Origin of the sequence: Amycolatopsis sp. cmx-11-51 (assembly GCF_047608665.1) — a bacterium.
In the GTDB taxonomy this organism is placed as follows: Bacteria; Actinomycetota; Actinomycetes; order Mycobacteriales; family Pseudonocardiaceae; genus Amycolatopsis.
The window spans coordinates 431,290-450,051 of the sequence record NZ_JADNQO010000004.1; the positions used below are offsets into that span (position 1 = coordinate 431,290).

20 protein-coding genes and 3 pseudogenes are annotated in these 18,762 nt (G+C 68.3%); 8 read left to right on the forward strand and 15 right to left on the reverse strand.

Going from position 1 to position 18,762, the window contains the following annotated elements; all coding sequences use genetic code 11:
- The first annotated feature begins 14 nt into the window (after positions 1 to 14).
- Entirely contained in the window at positions 15 to 242 is a 228-nt protein-coding gene (locus tag ACM6LU_RS18585) for a hypothetical protein (RefSeq protein WP_409491415.1), read from the forward strand.
- Complete coding sequence (locus tag ACM6LU_RS18590; RefSeq protein ID WP_409491416.1) at positions 229 to 528, forward strand: hypothetical protein; 300 nt, start codon at positions 229 to 231, stop codon at positions 526 to 528. The genes ACM6LU_RS18585 and ACM6LU_RS18590 overlap by 14 nt, the downstream gene beginning before the upstream one ends.
- On the opposite strand, the gene ACM6LU_RS18595 is transcribed toward ACM6LU_RS18590, so the two are convergent.
- The 8 genes from ACM6LU_RS18595 to ACM6LU_RS18630 all read right to left on the reverse strand — a co-directional run bounded on the left by ACM6LU_RS18595 (position 525) and on the right by ACM6LU_RS18630 (position 6,533).
- Positions 525 to 1,598, reverse strand: coding sequence for a GDSL-type esterase/lipase family protein (locus ACM6LU_RS18595; protein WP_414938965.1), 1,074 nt, complete (start codon positions 1,596 to 1,598; stop codon positions 525 to 527). The two genes, ACM6LU_RS18590 and ACM6LU_RS18595, sit on opposite strands and share 4 nt — an antisense overlap.
- 267 nt (positions 1,599 to 1,865) lie before the next feature.
- Entirely contained in the window at positions 1,866 to 2,054 is a 189-nt protein-coding gene (locus ACM6LU_RS18600) for a hypothetical protein (protein WP_414938966.1), read from the reverse strand.
- Between the two features lie 22 nt (positions 2,055 to 2,076).
- Positions 2,077 to 2,739 carry a maleylpyruvate isomerase family mycothiol-dependent enzyme gene (locus ACM6LU_RS18605; protein ID WP_414938967.1) on the reverse strand — a complete coding sequence of 221 codons (663 nt, stop codon included), beginning with the start codon at positions 2,737 to 2,739 and terminating at the stop codon, positions 2,077 to 2,079.
- A gap of 16 nt (positions 2,740 to 2,755) precedes the next feature.
- Positions 2,756 to 3,280: a hypothetical protein gene (locus ACM6LU_RS18610; RefSeq protein ID WP_414938968.1), complete on the reverse strand. Its 525-nt coding sequence runs from the start codon at positions 3,278 to 3,280 to the stop codon at positions 2,756 to 2,758.
- A gap of 10 nt (positions 3,281 to 3,290) precedes the next feature.
- Positions 3,291 to 3,605: a hypothetical protein gene (locus ACM6LU_RS18615; protein ID WP_414938969.1), complete on the reverse strand. Its 315-nt coding sequence runs from the start codon at positions 3,603 to 3,605 to the stop codon at positions 3,291 to 3,293.
- A 174-nt stretch (positions 3,606 to 3,779) separates the two neighbouring features.
- Positions 3,780 to 5,075 (reverse strand): M20/M25/M40 family metallo-hydrolase, encoded by a 1,296-nt coding sequence (locus ACM6LU_RS18620; RefSeq protein WP_414938970.1) that lies wholly within the window; start codon positions 5,073 to 5,075, stop codon positions 3,780 to 3,782.
- On the reverse strand, positions 5,068 to 5,895 hold the full coding sequence (locus ACM6LU_RS18625; protein WP_414938971.1) for a M55 family metallopeptidase: 828 nt from the start codon (positions 5,893 to 5,895) through the stop codon (positions 5,068 to 5,070). Before ACM6LU_RS18625 ends, ACM6LU_RS18620 begins: the two co-directional genes overlap by 8 nt.
- 41 nt (positions 5,896 to 5,936) lie before the next feature.
- Complete coding sequence (locus tag ACM6LU_RS18630) at positions 5,937 to 6,533, reverse strand: hypothetical protein (protein ID WP_414938972.1); 597 nt, start codon at positions 6,531 to 6,533, stop codon at positions 5,937 to 5,939.
- A 328-nt stretch (positions 6,534 to 6,861) separates the two neighbouring features.
- On the opposite strand from ACM6LU_RS18630, the gene abc-f reads away from it, so the two are divergent.
- Positions 6,862 to 8,490, forward strand: coding sequence for a ribosomal protection-like ABC-F family protein (gene abc-f / locus ACM6LU_RS18635; protein ID WP_414938973.1), 1,629 nt, complete (start codon positions 6,862 to 6,864; stop codon positions 8,488 to 8,490).
- A 3-nt stretch (positions 8,491 to 8,493) separates the two neighbouring features.
- Here abc-f and ACM6LU_RS18640 read toward each other — a convergent pair whose 3' ends face one another.
- Entirely contained in the window at positions 8,494 to 9,759 is a 1,266-nt protein-coding gene (locus ACM6LU_RS18640; protein WP_414938974.1) for a family 1 glycosylhydrolase, read from the reverse strand.
- Positions 9,760 to 9,886: 127 nt separating this feature from the next.
- Here ACM6LU_RS18640 and ACM6LU_RS18645 point away from each other — a divergent pair, with 127 nt between their 5' ends.
- Positions 9,887 to 10,786: an LLM class flavin-dependent oxidoreductase gene (locus ACM6LU_RS18645; protein ID WP_414938975.1), complete on the forward strand. Its 900-nt coding sequence runs from the start codon at positions 9,887 to 9,889 to the stop codon at positions 10,784 to 10,786.
- A gap of 89 nt (positions 10,787 to 10,875) precedes the next feature.
- Here the strand turns inward: ACM6LU_RS18645 and ACM6LU_RS18650 are convergent.
- Positions 10,876 to 11,241, reverse strand: a pseudogene (locus tag ACM6LU_RS18650) (PIG-L deacetylase family protein); the annotation flags it as partial.
- Between the two features lie 177 nt (positions 11,242 to 11,418).
- Here ACM6LU_RS18650 and ACM6LU_RS18655 point away from each other — a divergent pair.
- Positions 11,419 to 12,498, forward strand: a complete 1,080-nt coding sequence (locus tag ACM6LU_RS18655) for a glycoside hydrolase family 5 protein (protein ID WP_414938976.1) — start codon at positions 11,419 to 11,421, stop codon at positions 12,496 to 12,498.
- A gap of 75 nt (positions 12,499 to 12,573) precedes the next feature.
- Here ACM6LU_RS18655 and ACM6LU_RS18660 read toward each other — a convergent pair.
- Positions 12,574 to 13,460 (reverse strand): annotated as a pseudogene (locus ACM6LU_RS18660) (sigma-70 family RNA polymerase sigma factor).
- A gap of 147 nt (positions 13,461 to 13,607) precedes the next feature.
- Here ACM6LU_RS18660 and ACM6LU_RS18665 point away from each other — a divergent pair.
- Complete coding sequence (locus tag ACM6LU_RS18665) at positions 13,608 to 14,180, forward strand: dihydrofolate reductase family protein (protein ID WP_414938977.1); 573 nt, start codon at positions 13,608 to 13,610, stop codon at positions 14,178 to 14,180.
- A gap of 192 nt (positions 14,181 to 14,372) precedes the next feature.
- Here the strand turns inward: ACM6LU_RS18665 and ACM6LU_RS18670 are convergent, their stop codons facing one another.
- Positions 14,373 to 14,543 (reverse strand): hypothetical protein, encoded by a 171-nt coding sequence (locus tag ACM6LU_RS18670; protein ID WP_414938978.1) that lies wholly within the window; start codon positions 14,541 to 14,543, stop codon positions 14,373 to 14,375.
- A 108-nt stretch (positions 14,544 to 14,651) separates the two neighbouring features.
- Positions 14,652 to 15,832: pseudogene (locus tag ACM6LU_RS18675) on the reverse strand (thiolase family protein).
- A gap of 89 nt (positions 15,833 to 15,921) precedes the next feature.
- On the opposite strand from ACM6LU_RS18675, the gene ACM6LU_RS18680 reads away from it, so the two are divergent.
- Entirely contained in the window at positions 15,922 to 16,368 is a 447-nt protein-coding gene (locus tag ACM6LU_RS18680) for a winged helix-turn-helix transcriptional regulator (protein WP_414938979.1), read from the forward strand.
- A 358-nt stretch (positions 16,369 to 16,726) separates the two neighbouring features.
- On the opposite strand, the gene ACM6LU_RS18685 is transcribed toward ACM6LU_RS18680, so the two are convergent.
- Together ACM6LU_RS18685 and ACM6LU_RS18690 are read right to left on the reverse strand one after the other, a co-directional pair.
- The gene (locus tag ACM6LU_RS18685; RefSeq protein WP_414938980.1) at positions 16,727 to 17,305 is read right to left on the reverse strand and encodes a DUF2867 domain-containing protein; all 579 of its coding nucleotides are present in this window, start codon (positions 17,303 to 17,305) and stop codon (positions 16,727 to 16,729) included.
- Positions 17,302 to 17,586, reverse strand: coding sequence for an antibiotic biosynthesis monooxygenase (locus ACM6LU_RS18690; RefSeq protein ID WP_414938981.1), 285 nt, complete (start codon positions 17,584 to 17,586; stop codon positions 17,302 to 17,304). The genes ACM6LU_RS18685 and ACM6LU_RS18690 overlap by 4 nt, the downstream gene beginning before the upstream one ends.
- 91 nt (positions 17,587 to 17,677) lie before the next feature.
- On the opposite strand from ACM6LU_RS18690, the gene ACM6LU_RS18695 reads away from it, so the two are divergent.
- Positions 17,678 to 18,247: a TetR/AcrR family transcriptional regulator gene (locus ACM6LU_RS18695; RefSeq protein WP_414938982.1), complete on the forward strand. Its 570-nt coding sequence runs from the start codon at positions 17,678 to 17,680 to the stop codon at positions 18,245 to 18,247.
- Positions 18,248 to 18,762: the final 515 nt, after the last annotated feature.

Below are 18,762 nucleotides of genomic sequence, written 5' to 3' on the forward strand. Positions count from 1 at the left end.
GTACGATAAAAGGTATGGCAACACGTAAGGTCACTCTTTCACTCGACAGCGGTGCGCTCGAGTTCGCCGAGCGGGCCGCCAAGGCACACGGGATCTCGGTCTCGTCGTGGTTGTCCAAGGCAGCCCGCAGGGAAGCCGTCCGCACCGGGTACACCCCGCAGCGCGCTCCGGTCACACCGTCCGCCGAATCGGACGAGGCCGAGCTGACCGCCGCGGAGAAGGATCTGCGTGCACAGGGGTGAAGTCTGGACGTATCACCCCCCGACCGAACCGGCACGGCAGCGCACCGTCGTGCTGCTGTCCTCGGACGGGGTGAACGAATCCGAGCGGCCGTGGCTGCTCGGTACCGAACTGCTCGACCGTGATCCACAGGACATCCTCGGTGTCGCCGTCGACGCGCGCTATTGGGTCTCCACGCTGAACCTCACGCGCCTGTACCGGCCGTGGTTCGACGAGAGGATCGCGGAGATCGACCAAGAGGTCCAAGAGCGCATCGACATCGCGTTGCGCGCCGCACTCGACCTCTAGCGGGCGATCACTTCGGGCGCGGCGTGCAGTTTGCCGTCGGGCCCGGAGAGGCACGACGCGTTACCGCCGCGTGCGGCGAGGAACTCGTTGAGACAGTTCGCGACCTGGGCGTGCCCGTTCGCGTTGGGGTGGAAAGACTCCTGCAGCGCGTGGCTCGCACGGTCCACCTGGCCGAGGTCGCGCAGCTGCAGCGTCAGCCTGCTGAACCACTCGTTCGCCGGGTCGCTGCTGCATGCCTCGCGGCCCGCGCCCGCCCGTGAAAGGTCGAGGAACCGCGCACTGCTCGCCCTCGACGCCTGCTTGAGCCCGTCCGACAGGACGGAGACGCCGTCGCGCCGCATCCACTCCAGATCCTCGGTGCGGAACGGGCAGCCGTTGAGGCTGCGAAGTACCTCCGGGATCTGAGGTCCGACAGGCGAGGCGTACGACATCAGCACGAGCTGGTAGTCCGCCGGGACGTAGCCGGCCTGTGCCAGCACCTTCTTGACGTCGGCGACGGCGTTGGTCACCTTCGGCACCATCGCGTCCACTTTGGACTTCCAAGTGGTGCGGAGTGCTTCGCTGCACGGCGGATTCTGCGGCGAGAACCACGCCTTGAAGCACTCGCTGACTTGAGCGGAGAACTTCGGCTCGTCGTTCGCGCCGATCGCGATCACCACCGCCGCGACCCGATGGTCCTTGATCAGGTTCGCGAGCTGCTGAGCCTGCGAAGGCTCGGTCCACTGCTTCGCCTCGCCAAGGGCGATCTGCTCCGAAGGCGCCCCTGAACACGCGAGGTTCACGCGCGCGGTGACGTCGGGAATCTTGATCTGCTCGACGAAGGCGTTGGGGGAGCGGTGGCACCAGTTGCCACCCTGACCGTTGGTCGTGGGCGTGTAGTCGCCCGCGCCTTCGCCGGACACGGTGCTGTCGCCGATGGAGACGACCGTCAGCGGCCCCGTCCCCGGTGGACCCTGACGCGGGGACGGCTGCCCTGGGCGGCTTTCCGACCCGGTAAAGGCAATGAACCCGACGAGAACCACCACGAACGTGAGCGCCAGAGCACCCCACCACCACCGGAAACGTCGCATCGTCACCGGATTCTACGGACACCCGGTCCGACCGGGTGATCCTGGCGGTGTGACGGTGGCCCCAGGCCCGCCGTGTATGCCCGTCTTAAGTACACCAAGGCCCCTTCCTTGGGCCTAGCGCAAGGAAGGGGGCCTTCATGTACTGGGGAAAGCGCGGTTCGCAGGTGGGGTGGTGAGTGGCGTTGCGGGTCAGGTCGACCTCGCGCGGGGAACGGTGAACAGTTCGTCGCCGACGCGCGTACCGTCGCCGGGTCGCGCGCTCTCATCTCACGGCTGCGCGAGTTCGAGCACGAGATCGAGGCAGAGCTGGCCGATGAGCTGGAGAGTGACATCCGGTTCTCGGGCGACGGTGAACTGGTCGCCGCACTGATCGTCGCCGCGTACCGCACCGTCGCCGTGGCGACGACCCGGCGCCGCCTCGCCGGAGAGGAACTGGCGGATCTCGTCGCGGACCACCGTCAGTGGCTGGACTCCGCTTTCACCGTGCTTTCCGGCGCTTTTCCGGACTGACCCGGCGGGAACCCATCCTGGACGCGACGATCGCCGCGCCGGGCCCGGAGACCTCGCCGAGTGCCGCGTCCCGTCCGGCGATCGCCATCAGGAGCGCCTCGCCGGGGCCGTGGACCTCCGGTCCGGATCCGGCCGACCAGTCGAGGTCCGTCGCGACGAGCCGGAGCCCGCGTGCTCTCCAGCCTGCCTTGATCGGCGGGGCGAAGCGCGCGAACGCCAAAGCGTGGCGCAGTCGATCGGGCGGCACCTCGCGCGGAAGGCTCAGCGGGCGGCGGATGTCCTGCTGGTGGATGAGACCGTCGAGCAGCGCCACCCGGCCGCCGAAAGCGGCGGTCAGGCCGCGTGGTTCGAGGTGCTCTTCGATCCTTGAGATCAGCTCTTCCGGTGTCCGCTCTGGTTTCCGTTCGACAGCGAGCGCGTTCATCCGGTCGAGTCGCAGCCCGCCGCGTACGGCCTGGCGAAGCAGATCGCGGTAGCCCAATGCGTCGTAGTCGACGACGTGGGTGACCACTTCCCGGACCGTCCACTTCGAACACAACGTCGGCGCGTCCCAGCACACGGGCGGCAGAGTTCGCAGGAACGCGGCGAAATCCGCCCGTTCCTGCCCTGCCAGTCGCGCGACTTCGTTCACCGGGCGCCTCCCGGGCTCACTGGTAGTCGAGCCAACCACATACGTAGTAGTTCGTGTCCTCGTTCCGTTCGACGTACCAGGAGTAGACCACGTCGCCCGCCATCCTTCCGTTCCGCGCGCTCCGCTGGGTGACCTTGGCCTGCACGGTCACGAACTCCTGTCCGGTCTGGACGGAGTACGGCAGCATCTCCCAGCGCTCGACGTAATGCCCGTGGAGCTCGAACCCCAGCAGTGTCTCGCGCAGGCGCGGGCAGGTGCCGCTGCGCAACGCGGTCATGTCGTGATTGGCCAGCCCGTTCATGTAGACCTGGAACACCCGGTCGATCGCCGCGGGCTCGAGGCCGGGAGCGGCCGACGAGGTCGGCGCCGAGGGCGTCACGGTCAGTGTCTCGGTCTGGACCGAGGGGGCGGTGTACGACGTGGGCGTCGTGGGTGAAGAGTCGGCACGCGGAACCGAAAGGCCACCCCGGCACGCCGACAGTGCCGTACCAAGGCCGATCAGGAGCACGCCCGCCTGAACGCGCGAAGTCAGAGGTCTCACGCCGCCGACGTTAAGCGGCCTTCATGAAATTCGGATGAAGCGAGGCCCAGCGCCGGGCCCAGCGGTACTGCAACCGGATCCTTAGCGGATGCACGGCCCGGTCGAGGAACATCAGCTCGTCCAGACGGCAATCGCACGGGTTTCCTTCCCGTGTGTCCTGCGGGAAACTGCCGCCGATCTTGATACCCCGCGGGTCGGTCACGGACGCCAGGTCGGGTTCGGGCTCGCCGGCGACGGCCCAGGGATCACCCGGATCGACGTAGAACCCGTCGACGGATGTTCCGTTGCGGTACAACGCCATCGTGCCGTTGTCAGTTGGAGCCAACCGTGTTTTGGGTACGTTCCTGCCGGTGCGTGGATGGCGGTTTCGCGTGACTGGATGGACGACACCCGTGACTGGATGGACGACACGCGGCGAATTTCTGCCGGGCGCGTGTGTCCGTCCAGTCACGCGAAACCGGCCGTTCGGTCCACCCCGTCCTTACCACTCACGAGGTCGTCAGCAGTTCGCCAGGAAGTGCCGCAGTACGCGTGTGCCGAACCGCAGGCCCTCGACCGGGACGCGTTCGTCGACACCGTGCGCCATCGCGCGGTAGGGGAAGCCTTCCGGCAGCCACAGCGGCGCGAAGCCGTAACAGTCGATCCCGAGCGGGCTGAAGGCCTTCGCGTCCGTCCCGCCACCCATGCAATAGGGGACCACGACGGCTTCAGGGTCTTCCGATCGCAGCGCGTCCGCCATCGCGTCGAACCACGGCGAATCCACCGGGGCCTGAACCGGCGGCTGGTGCGCGACGAACTCGCGGGCGACGCCTTCGCCGAGCATCGCGTCGAGTTCGGCGAACAGGTCCGGCTCGGTACCGGGGAGGACGCGGATGTCCACCTGGGCCTCGGCCGAGCTCGGGATCACGTTCACCTTGTAGCCGGCGTCGAGCATGGTCGGCGTCGTGCTGTTGCGGACGGTCGGCACCACCAGAGCCCCGGCGGGGCCCAGCCGCGCGATCGTTCCGTCCACATCGGACAGATCGATCGGGACGCCGAGTGCCTCCCCGGTGCGTTCGAGAAAGGCCTGGACCGTCGGGGTCAGCTGGACCGGCCAGCGGTGCGCGGCGATCTTGCCGAGTGCGGTGACCAGCCGGGTGACCGCGTTCTCGTCGTTCGGCCGCGACCCGTGCCCCGCGCGGCCCTTGGCGGTCAACCGGAGGTGGGCGGTGCCGCGTTCGGCGGTCGCCACCGGATAGAGCCGCACGGTCCGGCCGTCGGCGGCGGGGACGTGGTAGCTGTAGGCGCCCGACTCGCTGATCGCGGCCGCGCACCCGTCGAACAGATGCCGGTGTGCCGCGGCGAGCCAGTGCGCGCCGTACTCGCCCTTGTCCTCCTCGTCGGCCACGAACGCCAGGACGATGTCCCGCCGCGGCCGGACGCCGGAGGCGAGGGCGGCGAGGACCATCGCGCAGAAGTCCTTCATGTCGACCGCGCCGCGGCCCCACAGGAACCCGTCGCGGACCTCGCCCGAGAACGGAGGCACCGACCAGTCGGCGGCGTCGGCCGGGACGACGTCGAGATGCCCTTGCACCAGCAGCGCGGGCAGGCTCGGGTCGGTGCCCGGGACACGCGCGATCACGTTCGCGCGCCGGTGTGCGGACTCGATGATCTTCGAGCCGATCCCGAGCCCGGACAGCAGCGACGCGACGTACTCGGCCGCGTCGCGCTCGCCCTCGGAATCCCCGTTGCCCCGGTTCGTGGTGTCGAACCGGATCAACTGCGAACAAACGTCGACGACATCGAGTTCAGCCATAGATACCCTGCACCGCCCCAGCCGCGATCGCCGTGACGATCTTGAACGCCTTCATCGCTTCGGTCATGTCCGGCGCGTCGAAGCCGACCCGCCGTACACCGATCTGTTCCACCGTCGGGATCACCGCCGCGGCCTGCGCGAGATGACTCGCGTCGAACTCGACCTCGATCCGGTGCGGAGTGGTGAACCGCTCGCCCCGCCCCGCCCGGTTCATCGAGTCCGCCGCGGCCGAGGACAGCAGTTCGGCGGTCCTGGCAGGCGGCAGGCAGATCGCGGCGTAGCGGCTGACGCACTCCTTCACCGTGACCAGTTCGGCCTCCGGCGCGTAGTCCTGGGCGTCGTCACAGGCCTGGTCGTCACCGGAGACGACCAGCACCGGGACGCCGTATTCGGCGGCCATCGCGGCGTTGAGCCTGCCTTCACTGGCGGGGACGTCGTCGAGCCACACCCCGGTGATCTGGTTCTCCAGGTACGTGTGGGACAGGACGCCGTCGAACCCGGCGCCGGCGTGGTAACCGAGGAAGACGACCCCGTCGACGCCGGTATCGATGCCCTGCATCATCGAGAGTGGCTTGTGCCTGCCGGTGAGCATCCGCGCCCGGCCGTCGAGGTCTTCGAGCAGGAGGTTCCGCTGGGACGAATGCGCCTCGTTGACGAGTATGTCGGTAGCACCGGAGTCGAACAGACCGGCGATGGTGGCGTTGACGTCGCCGGTGAACAGGCGCCGGAATCGCTGCCACTGCTCGGTGCCGGGGATGACGTCTTCGGTCCAGGTGACGCCGGTGGCGCCTTCCATGTCCGCAGAGATCATGATGCGCATCCGGGCACCCTAACCGAGGCGCTTTGCCCTCGCCGCCGGAATCAGGGCCAAGAGCCGGAACGTGGGTACACCGCCCAAGCGCGCTCCCAGGCCGCGGCCCGGTGCCGGTCCAGCACCAGCCGGACGACCCGGTAGAGCAGGGCCAGCGCGGCGACCACCGCGAACCACAGCCAGAGGCCGACGAGCACGGAATCGAAGACGGCCGTGGACGCTGTCCTCGGGGCGGCGGTCGGCTCACCGCGCGCGTCCAGCCAGATCGGGACGGGAGATCCGGCGGGACTGCCGGGCGTCGCGAGGACACCGCCGGTGTGCCGGGCACCGCGTGAGTCGGTCCGCGTCACCTCGGTCGTGGAATCGTCGGTCCCGACGCTCTCGCTGTCGACGATGCGGATGGGCGCGGACTTCACCAGGTACGCGGTGGTGGCCTGACGTCCGGCCGCGTCGGCGGCGGCCGCGGCGACCTGCCTGCCGTGGTTGGCGGAGCCGGCTGCGGCCGCGACCGGGACGGCGAGGAGTGCGGCGAGGATGACGAGCTTCAGGAGGAGGGCTTCGAAGCGGTCCGAGCCGCGCGCGAGCGAGTTGTGTCCGGGAAAGAGCCGTCGGCGGAACCGGGCGATCGGACCGCTGGACCCGTGCACGGGGGACCCCATTCCCTCAGACCGCGAAAACCTCCGGCTGCGATTCTGGATCACCGGGGTACCACTGTCGCGGTATGGGGACACAGACCACTCTGTGAACCCGTACACAACCTTTAATTCGTTTTGCCCGTCCGCGTTCTCCCGCTACCGTCTTCGTCATGGGGATTTTCTACTTCTACCTGTGATTCTCGTCTTCGACGCGGCCCTGGCGTAGAGCCTTCGCTCCGCCGGGCCGCGTCCTTCCGCGTGCGCCCTTTCCTTCGCCGTGCGCGCGGAACCTCCCTGCCCGATCGCGATCGGCCGCGCCGAGAATCAGGAGGACGCCTTTATGCGTACCCCGCATCAAAATCCCGGAACACAACTCGTGCTCTCCGGTGTCACCAGACGTTTCGACGACCACGTCGTACTCGACCAGGTCGGCTTCACCGTCAAACCGGGGGAGAGGGCCGGCGTCATCGGCGACAACGGCTCGGGCAAGTCCACCCTGCTGAGACTGATCGCCGGCCGCGAAGAGGCGGACAACGGCACGGTGACCGTCACCGCGCCCGGCGGCGTCGGCTATTTCCCGCAGACGCTGGAGCTGCCCGACGCCGCCACGGTCGGGGACGCGATCGACCTCGCGCTGGCCGACATCCGAGAACTGGAATCCCGGCTGCGGGCGGCCGAGGAGGCGCTCGAGACCGCTGGGGACCTGGCCGTCTACAGCGATCTCACGGCCGCCTACGAAGCGCGCGGTGGTTACGAGGCCGACGCCAGGGTGGAGGTCGCACTGCACGGGCTCGGGCAGCCGGGTCTCGACCGCGGACGCGCGCTGGGCAGTCTGTCCGGCGGTCAGCGGTCCCGGCTCGCCCTCGCCGCCACCTTGGCCGCGTCGCCGGAACTGCTGTTGCTGGACGAGCCGACCAACGATCTCGACGACGAAGCCGTCGCGTGGCTGGAGAACCACCTTCGCGGGCATCGCGGCAGGCTCGTCGCGATCACCCACGACCGGCTGTTCCTCAGCCGGGTCACCACCACGATCATCGAGGTCGACGCCGACCGCCGGACCGTGCACCGGCACGGCAACGGCTACGCGGGTTACCTCGCGGCGAAGGAGGCCGCGCGAGCCCGGTGGATCCGGGAATACGAGGAATGGAAACAGGAGAAGGCCCGGAACGAGGCACTGGCGGACGCCAACATCGACCGGTTCTCGGCGATCCCGCGCAAGGCCCCGGCGGCCTTCAGCGGGGCTGGTGCGTTCCGGGCCCGGTCCCGGGCACACGGGGCGATGAGCCGCATCCGGTCGGCCCGCGAGCGGATCCAGCGGCTGGAGGCCGACCCGGTTCCGCCGCCACCGCGGCCACTCCGGTTCTCGGCGCGGATCGCCGCCGGTGGCGCGGAAGCCGATCAGCACGTGGTGAAGGTGGACAACGTGTCGGTGGCCGGACGACTGCCGCCGACGTCGCTCAGCGTGCTGCCGGGGGAGCGAGTGCTCGTGACCGGTCCCAACGGGGCGGGCAAGACCACGCTCATGCGGGTGCTCGCGGGTGAACTCGTTCCGTCGACCGGCTCGGCGGACCGGGCGGGCCGGATCGGGTTCCTGCACCAGAACGGCGGCCTCGACGGCGACGCTCGAAGCGTCCTGGCGGTGTTCGCGGGGGAGGGTGACGAGGAGGAGGCCGCAGAGAGGCTGCTGTCGCTGGGCCTGTTTCGTGCCGCGGATCTGCGCAAACCGGTCCGGGAGTTGTCCGTCGGGCAGCGCCGCAGGCTCGAACTGGCCAGGCTGGTGACGGTCAGGACCGACCTGCTGCTGCTCGACGAGCCGACCAACCATCTCGCCCCCGATCTGGTGGAGGAGTTGGAGCAGGCGCTGTCGGAGTACCCCGGCGCGCTGGTGGTCGTCACCCACGACCGGCGGATGCGGCGGACGTTCGAGGGCAGGCGCCTCGAACTGGCGCCCGAGCCGATCGCGGTTTGAGCGTCACCTCATGGGCGCGAGCGGTCCGTCCACCTTCGCCGGGTTGAGGCAGCTGTTCAGCCCGTCCACGAGCGAGCAGAGACCCGGCCCGCGCTTGAGCCGGTAGCCCCGCGGCACGCCGCCCGCCGTGACCAGACCCTGGTAGGCGGGAACGGCGTCCGTGGGGCGCCGGGTCAGCGCGGGATCGGTGAAAGCATCCACTGTGTACAGTCCGAACCGGGCGCGATAGCTGCCCCATTCGTAGTTGTCGGTGAGGCTCCAATAGTTGTAGCCGATGAGATTCATCCCGTCGGCCTTCGCCCGCTGGAGCCAGTAGACGGTGTCGCGGACGTTGTCCCCGCGCGTGTAGTCCGCGTCGCGTGGCTCGCCGTTGTCGGTCGCCATGCCGTTCTCGACGATGTAGAGGGGCAGGCGCGGGAACCGGTTGTGGTAGCTGCGCAGGGCGTAGTAGATACCTTCGGGCTGGAGCTTCACATCCCAGAACTTGTCGGTCGCGGCGGCGAACACCGTCCAGTTGTCGATGCTGAGGCCGTAGTAGTAATCGATGCCGATGAAGTCGAGCTTGTCCTTGACCTGGTCGAGGAAGAACCAGTCGGCCATCCCGTTGACCCCGGTGAGGTAGGCCTGGTTGCTGGTGACCTTCGCGGCCGGATCGATCTCGTGGATCAGGTCGTAGGCCCGCCGATGCGCCTGGACGACGTTGGCCTGCGCCGCGAAGTACCGCGTGGGGGCGAGCGCGCCGACCTTCTGTTCGTTCTTGAGGAAGATGAGCGGCTCGTTGAACGTCACCCAGAGGACGTCCTGCCCGGCGTAGCGCTCGACGATCTTCCGGCTGAACTCCAGCCACGCGTCGGCTGTCCGTGTCTCGGCCCAGCCACCCTGATCGAGTGCCCAGCCCGGGTAGACCCAGTGGTTGAGGGTGATCATCGGGGTCATGCCCGCTACCCGGACCTGCCGGAGCACGTCGTCGTAGAAGGCCAGCTCGGTCTCGTCCCACCGGCCGGGCGAGGGTTCGACACGGGCCCACTCGACGCCTAAGCGGTAGGTGTTGACACCTAGCCCGGCGGCGAGGCGGATGTCGTCGGCGTAGCGGTGCCGGAAGTCCACGGAGTCCCGGTACTCGTCGACGCCGTCCTTTCCGGCGGAGCGGTCCACGAACCGCTTCCAGTTGCTGTCCGGGGCGCTGCCTTCGGACTGGTAACCCGACGACGCCACGCCCCAGTAGAAGTCACGGGACCAGCCGTCATCCTGCGATGCGGACGCGTTCACAGCGGAAAGTGTCGCGCATAGTGAGACGGCGACCACCAGAGCCGACGCCCGGCGTAACCTTCCCCGATGCTCCGGCCACTTCGCCGATCATTCACCGTTTCCCGCCATCTTCCGGACGCTAACGTGGGTGAACGGCGTGAACAAGCGGCCGTCCGGTGACTTCGACGATGACGTTGGGGAGATGATCGACTTGACCGGCAGCACGGTCCGCCACGCTGTCTATCTGCCGCCTTTCGGCCCGTTCGGTGAGCCCGCGGTGCTCGTCGACCTCGCCGTACGAGCCGAGGCGGCGGGCTGGGACGGCTTTTTCCTCTGGGACCACGTCGTCGCGGACACGATGCCCATCGCGGATCCGTGGACGACGCTCGGTGCCCTCGCGCACGCCACCAGCGGTCTGCTGTTCGGGCCGATGATCACGCCACCCGCCCGGCGCCGCCCATGGGTGGTCGCACGGCACGCGTCGACGGTCAGCAGGCTGTCCGGCGGGCGGCTGATCCTCGGCACCGGCCTCGGTTCGGACGAATCCGGCGACTTCAGCCGATTCGGTGAACAGACCGACCTGCTGACGCGGTCGGCGATGTTCGACGAAGGACTCGACGTCATCCGCGCGATCTGGTCCGGACGGCGGTTCGATCACGACGGTGCGCACTATCAGGTCGCGCTGGCCGAAGCACCGCCCGAGCCGTTCCGGATTCCGATCTGGGTGGCGAGCTCCACCGACAACCCGCGCGTGGTCCGGCGAGCGGCGTTGTGCGACGGGATCTTCCCGAATCCGGAAGACCACACGCCGACCGCCGAAGAAGTCGCCGACACCCACCGCGCGCTCGGTCTTGCCGGGCTGGAACCGGGACGCCCCTTCGACATCGCGGTCGCCGGGAACGCGAGCCCCGCGTGGGAGGAACCGATCAAGGTGGACCTGCCTGCGCTGGGGCAGGCCGGGATGACGTGGTGGATGGAGTCGCTGATGGTCCACGATCCGCTGGAGCTTTCGCGGAAGATCGTGGACGCGGGTCCGCCGCGGTGGTGAGGCTAGCGCCGAGTGTTCCGAGTCCGTGAAGGACTCCTTGAGGGACTCTGGGTCCCTCAAGGAGTCCTTCACGGACCGCAGCCCGCGCGGCCGTAGCCGCCGTTCCGGTCGTAGCTCAGAAGCACAGATGCCTTCTCTTCGCGCAGGATCGCCACGAGACACGCTGCGGCGTCGTCAGTGCTCGCGCGGACGACGCGGACCCAGTCCGGCGGGTCCGGGTAGAGGATCGCGCCATGGCCGCTGCCGGCGTATCCGAGGTGCACGACCCGCTCGACGCCCAGCATGTTCGCGCTCGCCTCGAACTCGGCCCGGCGTGCGGCGTCCGCGCCTCGCATGCCGATGGTGGCGACCACCAGGACGACGCGATGCCCGTCGGCTGCGGCGCGCGCGAGGGTGCCACCGGTCAGCAGCACTTCGTCATCGGGGTGCGCGTGGAAGGCCACGATGGTCGTCACGCTCCGAGCATGCCCGAGGTCGCCGAAACAGTCGGTGGTCAGGTCTTGACCGTCCGTGGAGCCCGTAGGTAATCTCTCCTTCACCCTCCAATAGTAAGGAAAGTTTCCTATTTAACTCCGCCGCCCTGACCGTCGGCCCACCAACGCCGGTGCCGCCGACGCGAGAGGAGAAGCCGAATGCGTTGGGACAAGTTCCGTCTCCGGATGACGGCCGCACTGGCCGCCGGACTGCTGGCCCCGATCGCCACCGCCAGCACCTCGACGGCGACCGAGACCGCGGCAGAACCCGCGACGCGGGCCGCCGCCGCCCTGCCGCCCGGCAGCCCGGCCGCGGTCAACGGACAGCTGAAGGTCTGCGGCCTCCAGCTCTGCAACTCCGCAGGCAAGCCGATCCAGCTCCGTGGCATGAGCACCCACGGAATCCAGTGGTACAGCCAATGCGTCAAGACCGCTTCGCTCGACGCGCTGGCCAACGACTGGAAGGCCGACGTCCTCCGGATCTCGATGTACATCCAGGAAGGCGGCTACGAGACCAACCCGCGCAAGTTCACCGACATGGTGCACGGGTACATCGAGGAAGCCACCAAACGCGGCCTGTACGCCCTGGTCGACTGGCATCAGCTCACCCCCGGCGACCCGAACGCGAACCTCAGCCGCGCCAAGACGTTCTTCACCGAGATCGCCCAGCGGCACAAGGACAAGACCAACGTCATCTACGACATCGCCAACGAGCCCAACAACGTCAGCTGGGACCGTGTCCGCAGCTACGCGGAGCAGATGATCCCGGTCATCCGCGCCCAGGACTCCGACGGCGTCGTGCTCGTGGGCACCCACGGATGGGGCTCGCTCGGCATCTCCGACGGCCGCAACGAGACCGACATCCTCAACAACCCGGTGCGCGCCACCAACTTCATGTACACGTTCCACTTCTACGCGGCGTCGCACAAAGCCGAGTACTTCAACGCCCTGACCCGGGCCGCGAGCAAGATCCCGCTGTTCGTGACCGAGTTCGGCACCCAGACCGCCAGCGGTGACGGCGGGAACGACTTCACCAACTCCCAGAAGTACCTGGACTTCCTGGCGTCGAAGAAGATCAGCTGGACCAACTGGAACTTCTCCGACGACAACCGGTCGGGCGCGGTGTTCAAACCGGGCACCTGCTCGGGCAGCTCCTTCACCGGCACGGCTCCGTTGAAGCCCGCCGGCGTCTGGATCCGGGACCGTATCCGCACCGCGGACAACTTCCCGACCTCCTGATCCCGGGAGCGCGCATGTCGTGAAAGGGGCTGTCCTGACAGGATTCGTCAGGACAGCCCCTTTCACGACACTTGCTCAGCCCAGCGGTTCGAAGTCGAGCGCGGCGAGGCGGTCCGGGTCGGCGAGGATGTCGATCGCCGCGATCTTCCCGTCCACGACAGTGAAGGCGAAGACCGTCTGCGGCACGCCGTCCTTGGTGACGACCATCCCGGCCGCGCCGTTGACCAGCGCGGGCCGCAGCTCTCCGCCGGCGCCCGTCTGCCGGAACATGAGCGCCTGACCAGCGACCGTGGCCGCCCCGCGCACGGAGCGCGAGGTTCCCGCCGGAGCCGCGCCACCCTCGGCACGGAGTACCACGTCCGGGGCGAGCACCGACACCAGCGCGTCGAAGTCGCCGTCCCGCGCCGCGGCGAAGAACGCGTCGACGGCTTCCCGCTGACGGCCCAAGTCCGCGTCGGGCACTGTGGGTGACCCTTGAAGACGGCGGCGGGCGCGGCTGGCGAGTTGCCTGGTCGCGCCCGGCGTCCGGCCCACGATCGGCGCGATCTCGTCGAACGGCAGGGCGAACATGTCGTGCAATACGAACGCGAGCCGCTCGGCGGGGTCCAGTGTGTCGAGCACGACCAAGAGTGCGAGCCCGACCGAATCCGCCAGCAGGACCTGGTGTTCCGGGTCGATCCCGCCCGCTTGGCCGATGATCGGGTCGGCGAGTTGCGCCCCGACCGGGTCCTCGTGGCGTGACTTGCGCGAGCGCGGCATGTCGAGGCAGATCCGGCCGACGACGGTGGTCAGCCAGCCGCCGAGGTTGTCCACGTCTTCGGCGCCTGCCCGGTTGAGCCGCAGCCAGGACTCCTGCACGCGTCGTCAGCCTCGCTCAGCGAACCGAGCATCCGGTACGCCACCGCCCTCAGGTGCGTCCGGTGTCCCTCGAAGCGCCGCGCCAGCCAGTCGTGTTCGTCCACGGTCCCCATCCTTCATCACTGTCCGTCGTAACCCTGACGGATGGCTGACGGAAGATGTGACGGCGGAGGCTCAGTCGCGCGCCCACCGTGTCGAAGACCGGACCCGCCGTTCGACGCGTAGGCAGAACCGACCGAAGGAGCGAACCGATGTCCTCGACCGTGCTGTACATGTCGATGTCCCTCGACGGCTTTATCGCCGGCCCCGATGTCAGCCTCGAGCAGGGGCTCGGTGCGGGAGGGGAGCGGCTGCACGACTGGCTGTTCGCCGGAGAGGCCGGCAGGGTGAATCGCACGATCCGCGACGAGTTCATGGCGACCGGCGCGGTCGTCGCCGGACGCGGGACCTTCGAACCGGCCGAAGGCTGGGGCGGCGATCACCACGACGGCGTCCCGATCGAGATCCTCAGCAGGCACCCGGCGCCGGAATGGGCGGCGAACTGGCCGAAGGTGCGCTACTCAAACGATGTCGGGGCCGCGGTGCGCGCCGCCAAACTGGCCGCCGGTGACGAGGACGTCCTGGTGCACGGCGCGAGTACGGCCCAGCGGATGCTGCGCGCGGGGCTGCTCGACGAACTCGAGATCCACCTGGTCCCCGTGCTGCTGGGCGATGGGGTCCGGCTGTTCGAGCACCTCGGCATCGCGCACCGAGAACTCGAGCGGGTGCGGGTACTCGAAGGCGAGCACGGCGTCACTCACCTCCGTTACCGCGTTGTCGGGTAGCCGCCATCGACCTCCTTCACCGGCTTGTGGGGGTTTGGCGTTCGGTGAACTCGCGGTAGTTGTGCGTCGAGCAGGGCGAGAAAGTCGAACTCGCCGGTCTTCGAGATGGCCCCGATCGGGCAAGCCGCGACGCACAACTCGCGTCGACCAGGAGCGTCGCCAGGAGCACGAAGTTGCCGAACTTCGGATGGATCATCTTGCGGTGCAGCCCCACGGCGCCGAGCCCGGCCGGGATGGTTCTCCCGCTCCGACGAGGGTCCTGGTGCCGGGCAGCGCCCGCAGGACGTGCTCCCGCTCGCCGGTCAGATCCGGGTGATCGAGTGAGACGGCCGCCGCGTCGTCGGCACCTGGGGGGCGAGGCACATCTCCTCGAGCCAGGCGGCGTCGATCACCGGCGACGGCTTTTCGTGCGTTTGGCAAGCACCGCCTGTACCGGCGGATGGCTCGCCAGTTTCTTGGGGAGCGGGTCGGTCACAGCGCCTCCACGATGGTCGCGTTGGCCTGGCCGCCGCCCTCGCACATGGCCTGCAGCCCATAGCGAGCGCCGTGGTGGTGGAGCGCGTTGACCAGCGTGCCCATCAGCCGGGTGCCGCTCGCGCCGAGCGGATGCCCCAGCGCGATCGCGCCGCCGTGGACGTTGACCTTGGCCGGATCTGCCCCGGTTTCCTGCTGCCACGCCAGCACGACACTGGCGAAGGCCTCGTTGATCTCGAACAGGCCGATGTCCTCCAGCCGTAGTCCCGCGCGACGCAGCACCTTTTCCGTCGCCGGGATGACGCCGGTGAGCATGAGCAGCGGGTCGGATCCGGTGACGGCGAAACTGTGCAGGCGGGCGCGAGGCCGGAGACCCAGCCGGACCGCGGTCGCGCTGGAGGTGATGAGGACGGCGGAGGCCCCGTCGTTGATCGGGCTGCTGTTGCCCGCGGTCACCGACCAGTCGAGCTGGGGGAATCGCTCGGAGATCGCCGGATCCGGGAACGCCGGACGGAGCTTGGCGAGTGTCGCGAGGTTCGTGCCCTGGCGGACCGATTCGTCGGTGGACACCAGGCCGGACGGCGTCTCGATCGGCACGATCTGGCTCGCGAACCGCCCGAGTTCGTGCGCCCGCGCCCCTTCCGGTGCGACGACACCGCGAACTCGTCCATCGCCTCGCGGCTGAGCGACCACTTCGCGGCGATGAGTTCGGCGCTGACCCCTTGCGGTACGAGGCCTTCCGGATAGCGCTCGGCGACGCCGGGACCGAGGGGATCGGTACCGGGCAGGACGTTCGACCACATCGGGACTCGGCTCATGGACTCGACACCACAGGCGATGACGACGTCGTACGCGCCGGCCAGCACGCCTTGCGCGGCGAAGTGCACGGCCTGCTGACTGCTCCCGCACTGCCGGTCGACGGTGGTCGCGGGCACGCTTTCCGGCAGCCCCGCCGCGAGTGCCGCCCAGCGTGTGACGTTCTGAGCCTGCTCGCCGACCTGGTCGACCGCGCCGCCGATGACGTCGTCGATCAGCGCCGGGTCGAGGCCGTTGCGTTCGACGAGCGACCGCAGGGTGTGGGCCAGCAACTGGACCGGGTGGATCTCGTGCAGGGCGCCACCGGGCTTTCCCCTGCCGATCGGAGTACGGACGGCGTCCACGATGACCGCGTCGAGCACGGCTGCCTCCAAGAGTGAGTTGGGATCTCCAACTCACTGTGGCATCGAGTCGGTTGGAAATCAAGACTCACTGGGTTTACGCTGGTCGCATGACCGAAGGACGGAGGGATTGCTCGATCGCCAACGCGTTGGAGGTGATCGGGGAGCGCTGGAGCCTGCTCGCGCTGCGTGAGGTGTTCTTCGGGGCGCGGCGATTCGATCAGATCGCCCGTAACACGGGGGCGAGCCGGGACATCCTGACCGCTCGGCTACGCAAACTCGTGGAGACGGGGATCCTCGAAAAGCGGCTTTACGAGGAGCATCCGCCTCGCTACGAGTACGTGCTCACCGAGGCGGGGCACGCGCTCAACCACGTGCTGCTGAATTTGATGGCATGGGGCGACAAGTATGTCACCGAGGGGCCGCCGCCGACGGTCTGGCGGCATTCCTGCGGGCAGGATCTGGCGCCGCGGACGGTGTGCGCGCACTGCCACGAGCCGGTGCGAGAGAAGGACATGACGTTGGTGCGGAGCACGCGCCGCGTGGTCGGCTCGTGAGTGGTGAGGACGGTTATTCGTCGCTGCGTGAGGCTGATGATGGAGGAATGGGAGGTGAGTGTCCCCATTCCCACATTGTCGCGGGGTCACACCGGTCGCGGAGCTTGATCAACAGAGGTTCTGGGGCATGCCCCCTCCGGCACACGCCCGAGTGGGGAAGATTTCGGACGTTCACCGTCTAAAATCTTCCCCACTGGGCCCTTGCAGGCGCTAGCGATGTCAAGTCCGGATTACCACCAGCAGCGCTGACCACTGGGACAACCGTGACGCCAACCTCGGACCGGTGGACCTGACACCCACCACGACACGTTTGCCCTTCCAGTCAATAGAACCGTCCTTGCCGCTCACGAGAACCCTCTCAGGAAGCGGCTTTCCATTTCCGCTCGATCAACCGCATCAGTGCCGGATAGACGAACAGGTACCGGAACGGCTTGATGAACCCCATGTACGCCCGCCCGAACCGGCCGTTGGGCCGGACCAGTACCGCCATCTGACCGCGATATCGGCCCGGCCCGTCCTCGACCCATGCGAGATGCAGGATCCCGTGCATGGTGCTGTTCGCCATCTCCGCGGCGAATTCGTCGTCCAGCCGGTAGATCGGCGTGAACGGCAGCCAGTCTTCGTCCGGGCCGGTGGGGGTGTCGCGGAGGTCGTCCGGCAGCCTGTCACGGATCGATTCGACCCGTGAATCGAGGCCGGAATCCCGTTCGTCCAGTCGGAACAGTGCGCCGAGTTTCCAGCGCAGCGCCCACAGCGCGCGGACGATCAGGGGCGCGCCCGCCGGGAAGTCGCCCGACGAGAACTGCTTCACCAGTCTGGCGAAGTCGTCTGGCCCGCCCGGTGTTTCCAGCGCCCAGACGTCTTCGATGTCGAAGTCGCCCGCGACCTCGTGGATCCGCCAGGACCGCGTGGTGTGCGCGGTGTCCGCGAGTTTCACGCCGACACCAGCTGGACGATCTCGCGAGGCCGGACTTCGCGGTCGTCGAAGGCGACGTCCACGTCCGCCGAGCCCAGCGCTCGCATCGAAGCGGCCTGTGCGGTTTCCGATTCCCAGCGCACGATCGAGACGACCGCGTCGCCTGTCGCGGTGACCCAGCATTCGGCGGCGAGGCAGCCCGGAGTGGCCCGCAAGGCGATGGCGACCCGCTGAACTCGCGAGACGAAGTCGTCGTGGTGTTCGGGGTGCGGATAATGCGTCGCCACGAATCCGACAGTCATGTCTGTTTCCTCCCAGTGAATTCCGCCATCTATACGGTAGCGTATATATCGACGTCGTGGTGGCGGGGTGACGCGGGATACGGTGATCGTCATGGCTGCGGAAATCCGGACCCCACCGAGCGCGTGGATCGACGCCGGGCTGCGCGCGCTGTCGACCGGCGGCCCCGACGCGGTCCGCGTCGAGGCGCTCGCGAAGACGTTGGGCGTCACCAAAGGCGGTTTCTACGGGCATTTCACCGACCGCGGCGCGCTGATCGAGGAAATGCTCGCCACCTGGGAGCGGAGGAGCACCGGGGAGTTGTTCGAGAACGTCGAGCGCGGAGGCGGGGACGCCAGGGCGAAGATCCGGCGTGCGGGCCTGCTCGCGGGCGACCGTCTCCTGCCGGTCGACCTCGCGATCCGCGACTGGTCGAGGCGAGACCCGGCGGTCGCCGAGCGGCTCCGGCGGGTGGACAACCAGCGGATGGACTACCTGCGCTCCCTCATGCGCGAGATCTTCACCGACGAGGACGAGGTCGAGGCCCGGTGCCTGCTCGCGTTCTCCCTGCTCGTCGGCAAGCACTTCATGGCCGCGGACCATGGCGGTCGCAGTCGCGACGAGGTCACCGAACTGGCCGGGAAACTGCTGCTCGCCGGTCAGGAGTCCCTTCCTGGTAAGTGATGGCCCCTTCATCGAGGGTCACGGGGACTTCCCGCATGTCATGCAGGGAAGGCGTCCTTCGCGCGGAGAGATTGGGTCGATCTGCTTCCCACGCCGGGCCGGCGACGCGGGGAAGGCCTCTCTCCCCGCTCTTGAGGTCAGGGTCCCGCCAAAGTCGAGGTTTTGCAGGTCAGGTCGGGCGGCTAGTCGTCGCTGCGTGGGGCTGACGATGGAGGAATGGAGACGTTGAGTGTCCCAATCCCTACATCGTCGCGGGCTCGCACCGGTTGCGGAGCTTGATCAACAGAGGTTCACGGACATATGCCCGGCACACGGTCGAGTGCAGGCGCTAGCGATATCAAGTCCGGATCACCGAGAGCAGCGCCGACCAGCAGCTCCGCGACTTTGCCGGGACCCTGATCCTCAAGGTAGGGAAGGAGGCCTTCACGGGCTCTGGACTAGAGCGTGTCTCCCGAACTGAGGTTGGCAGGTTGGGTGAGGACAGGCGCGCGCGTTTCTTGTCGGCCGGAGGCCTC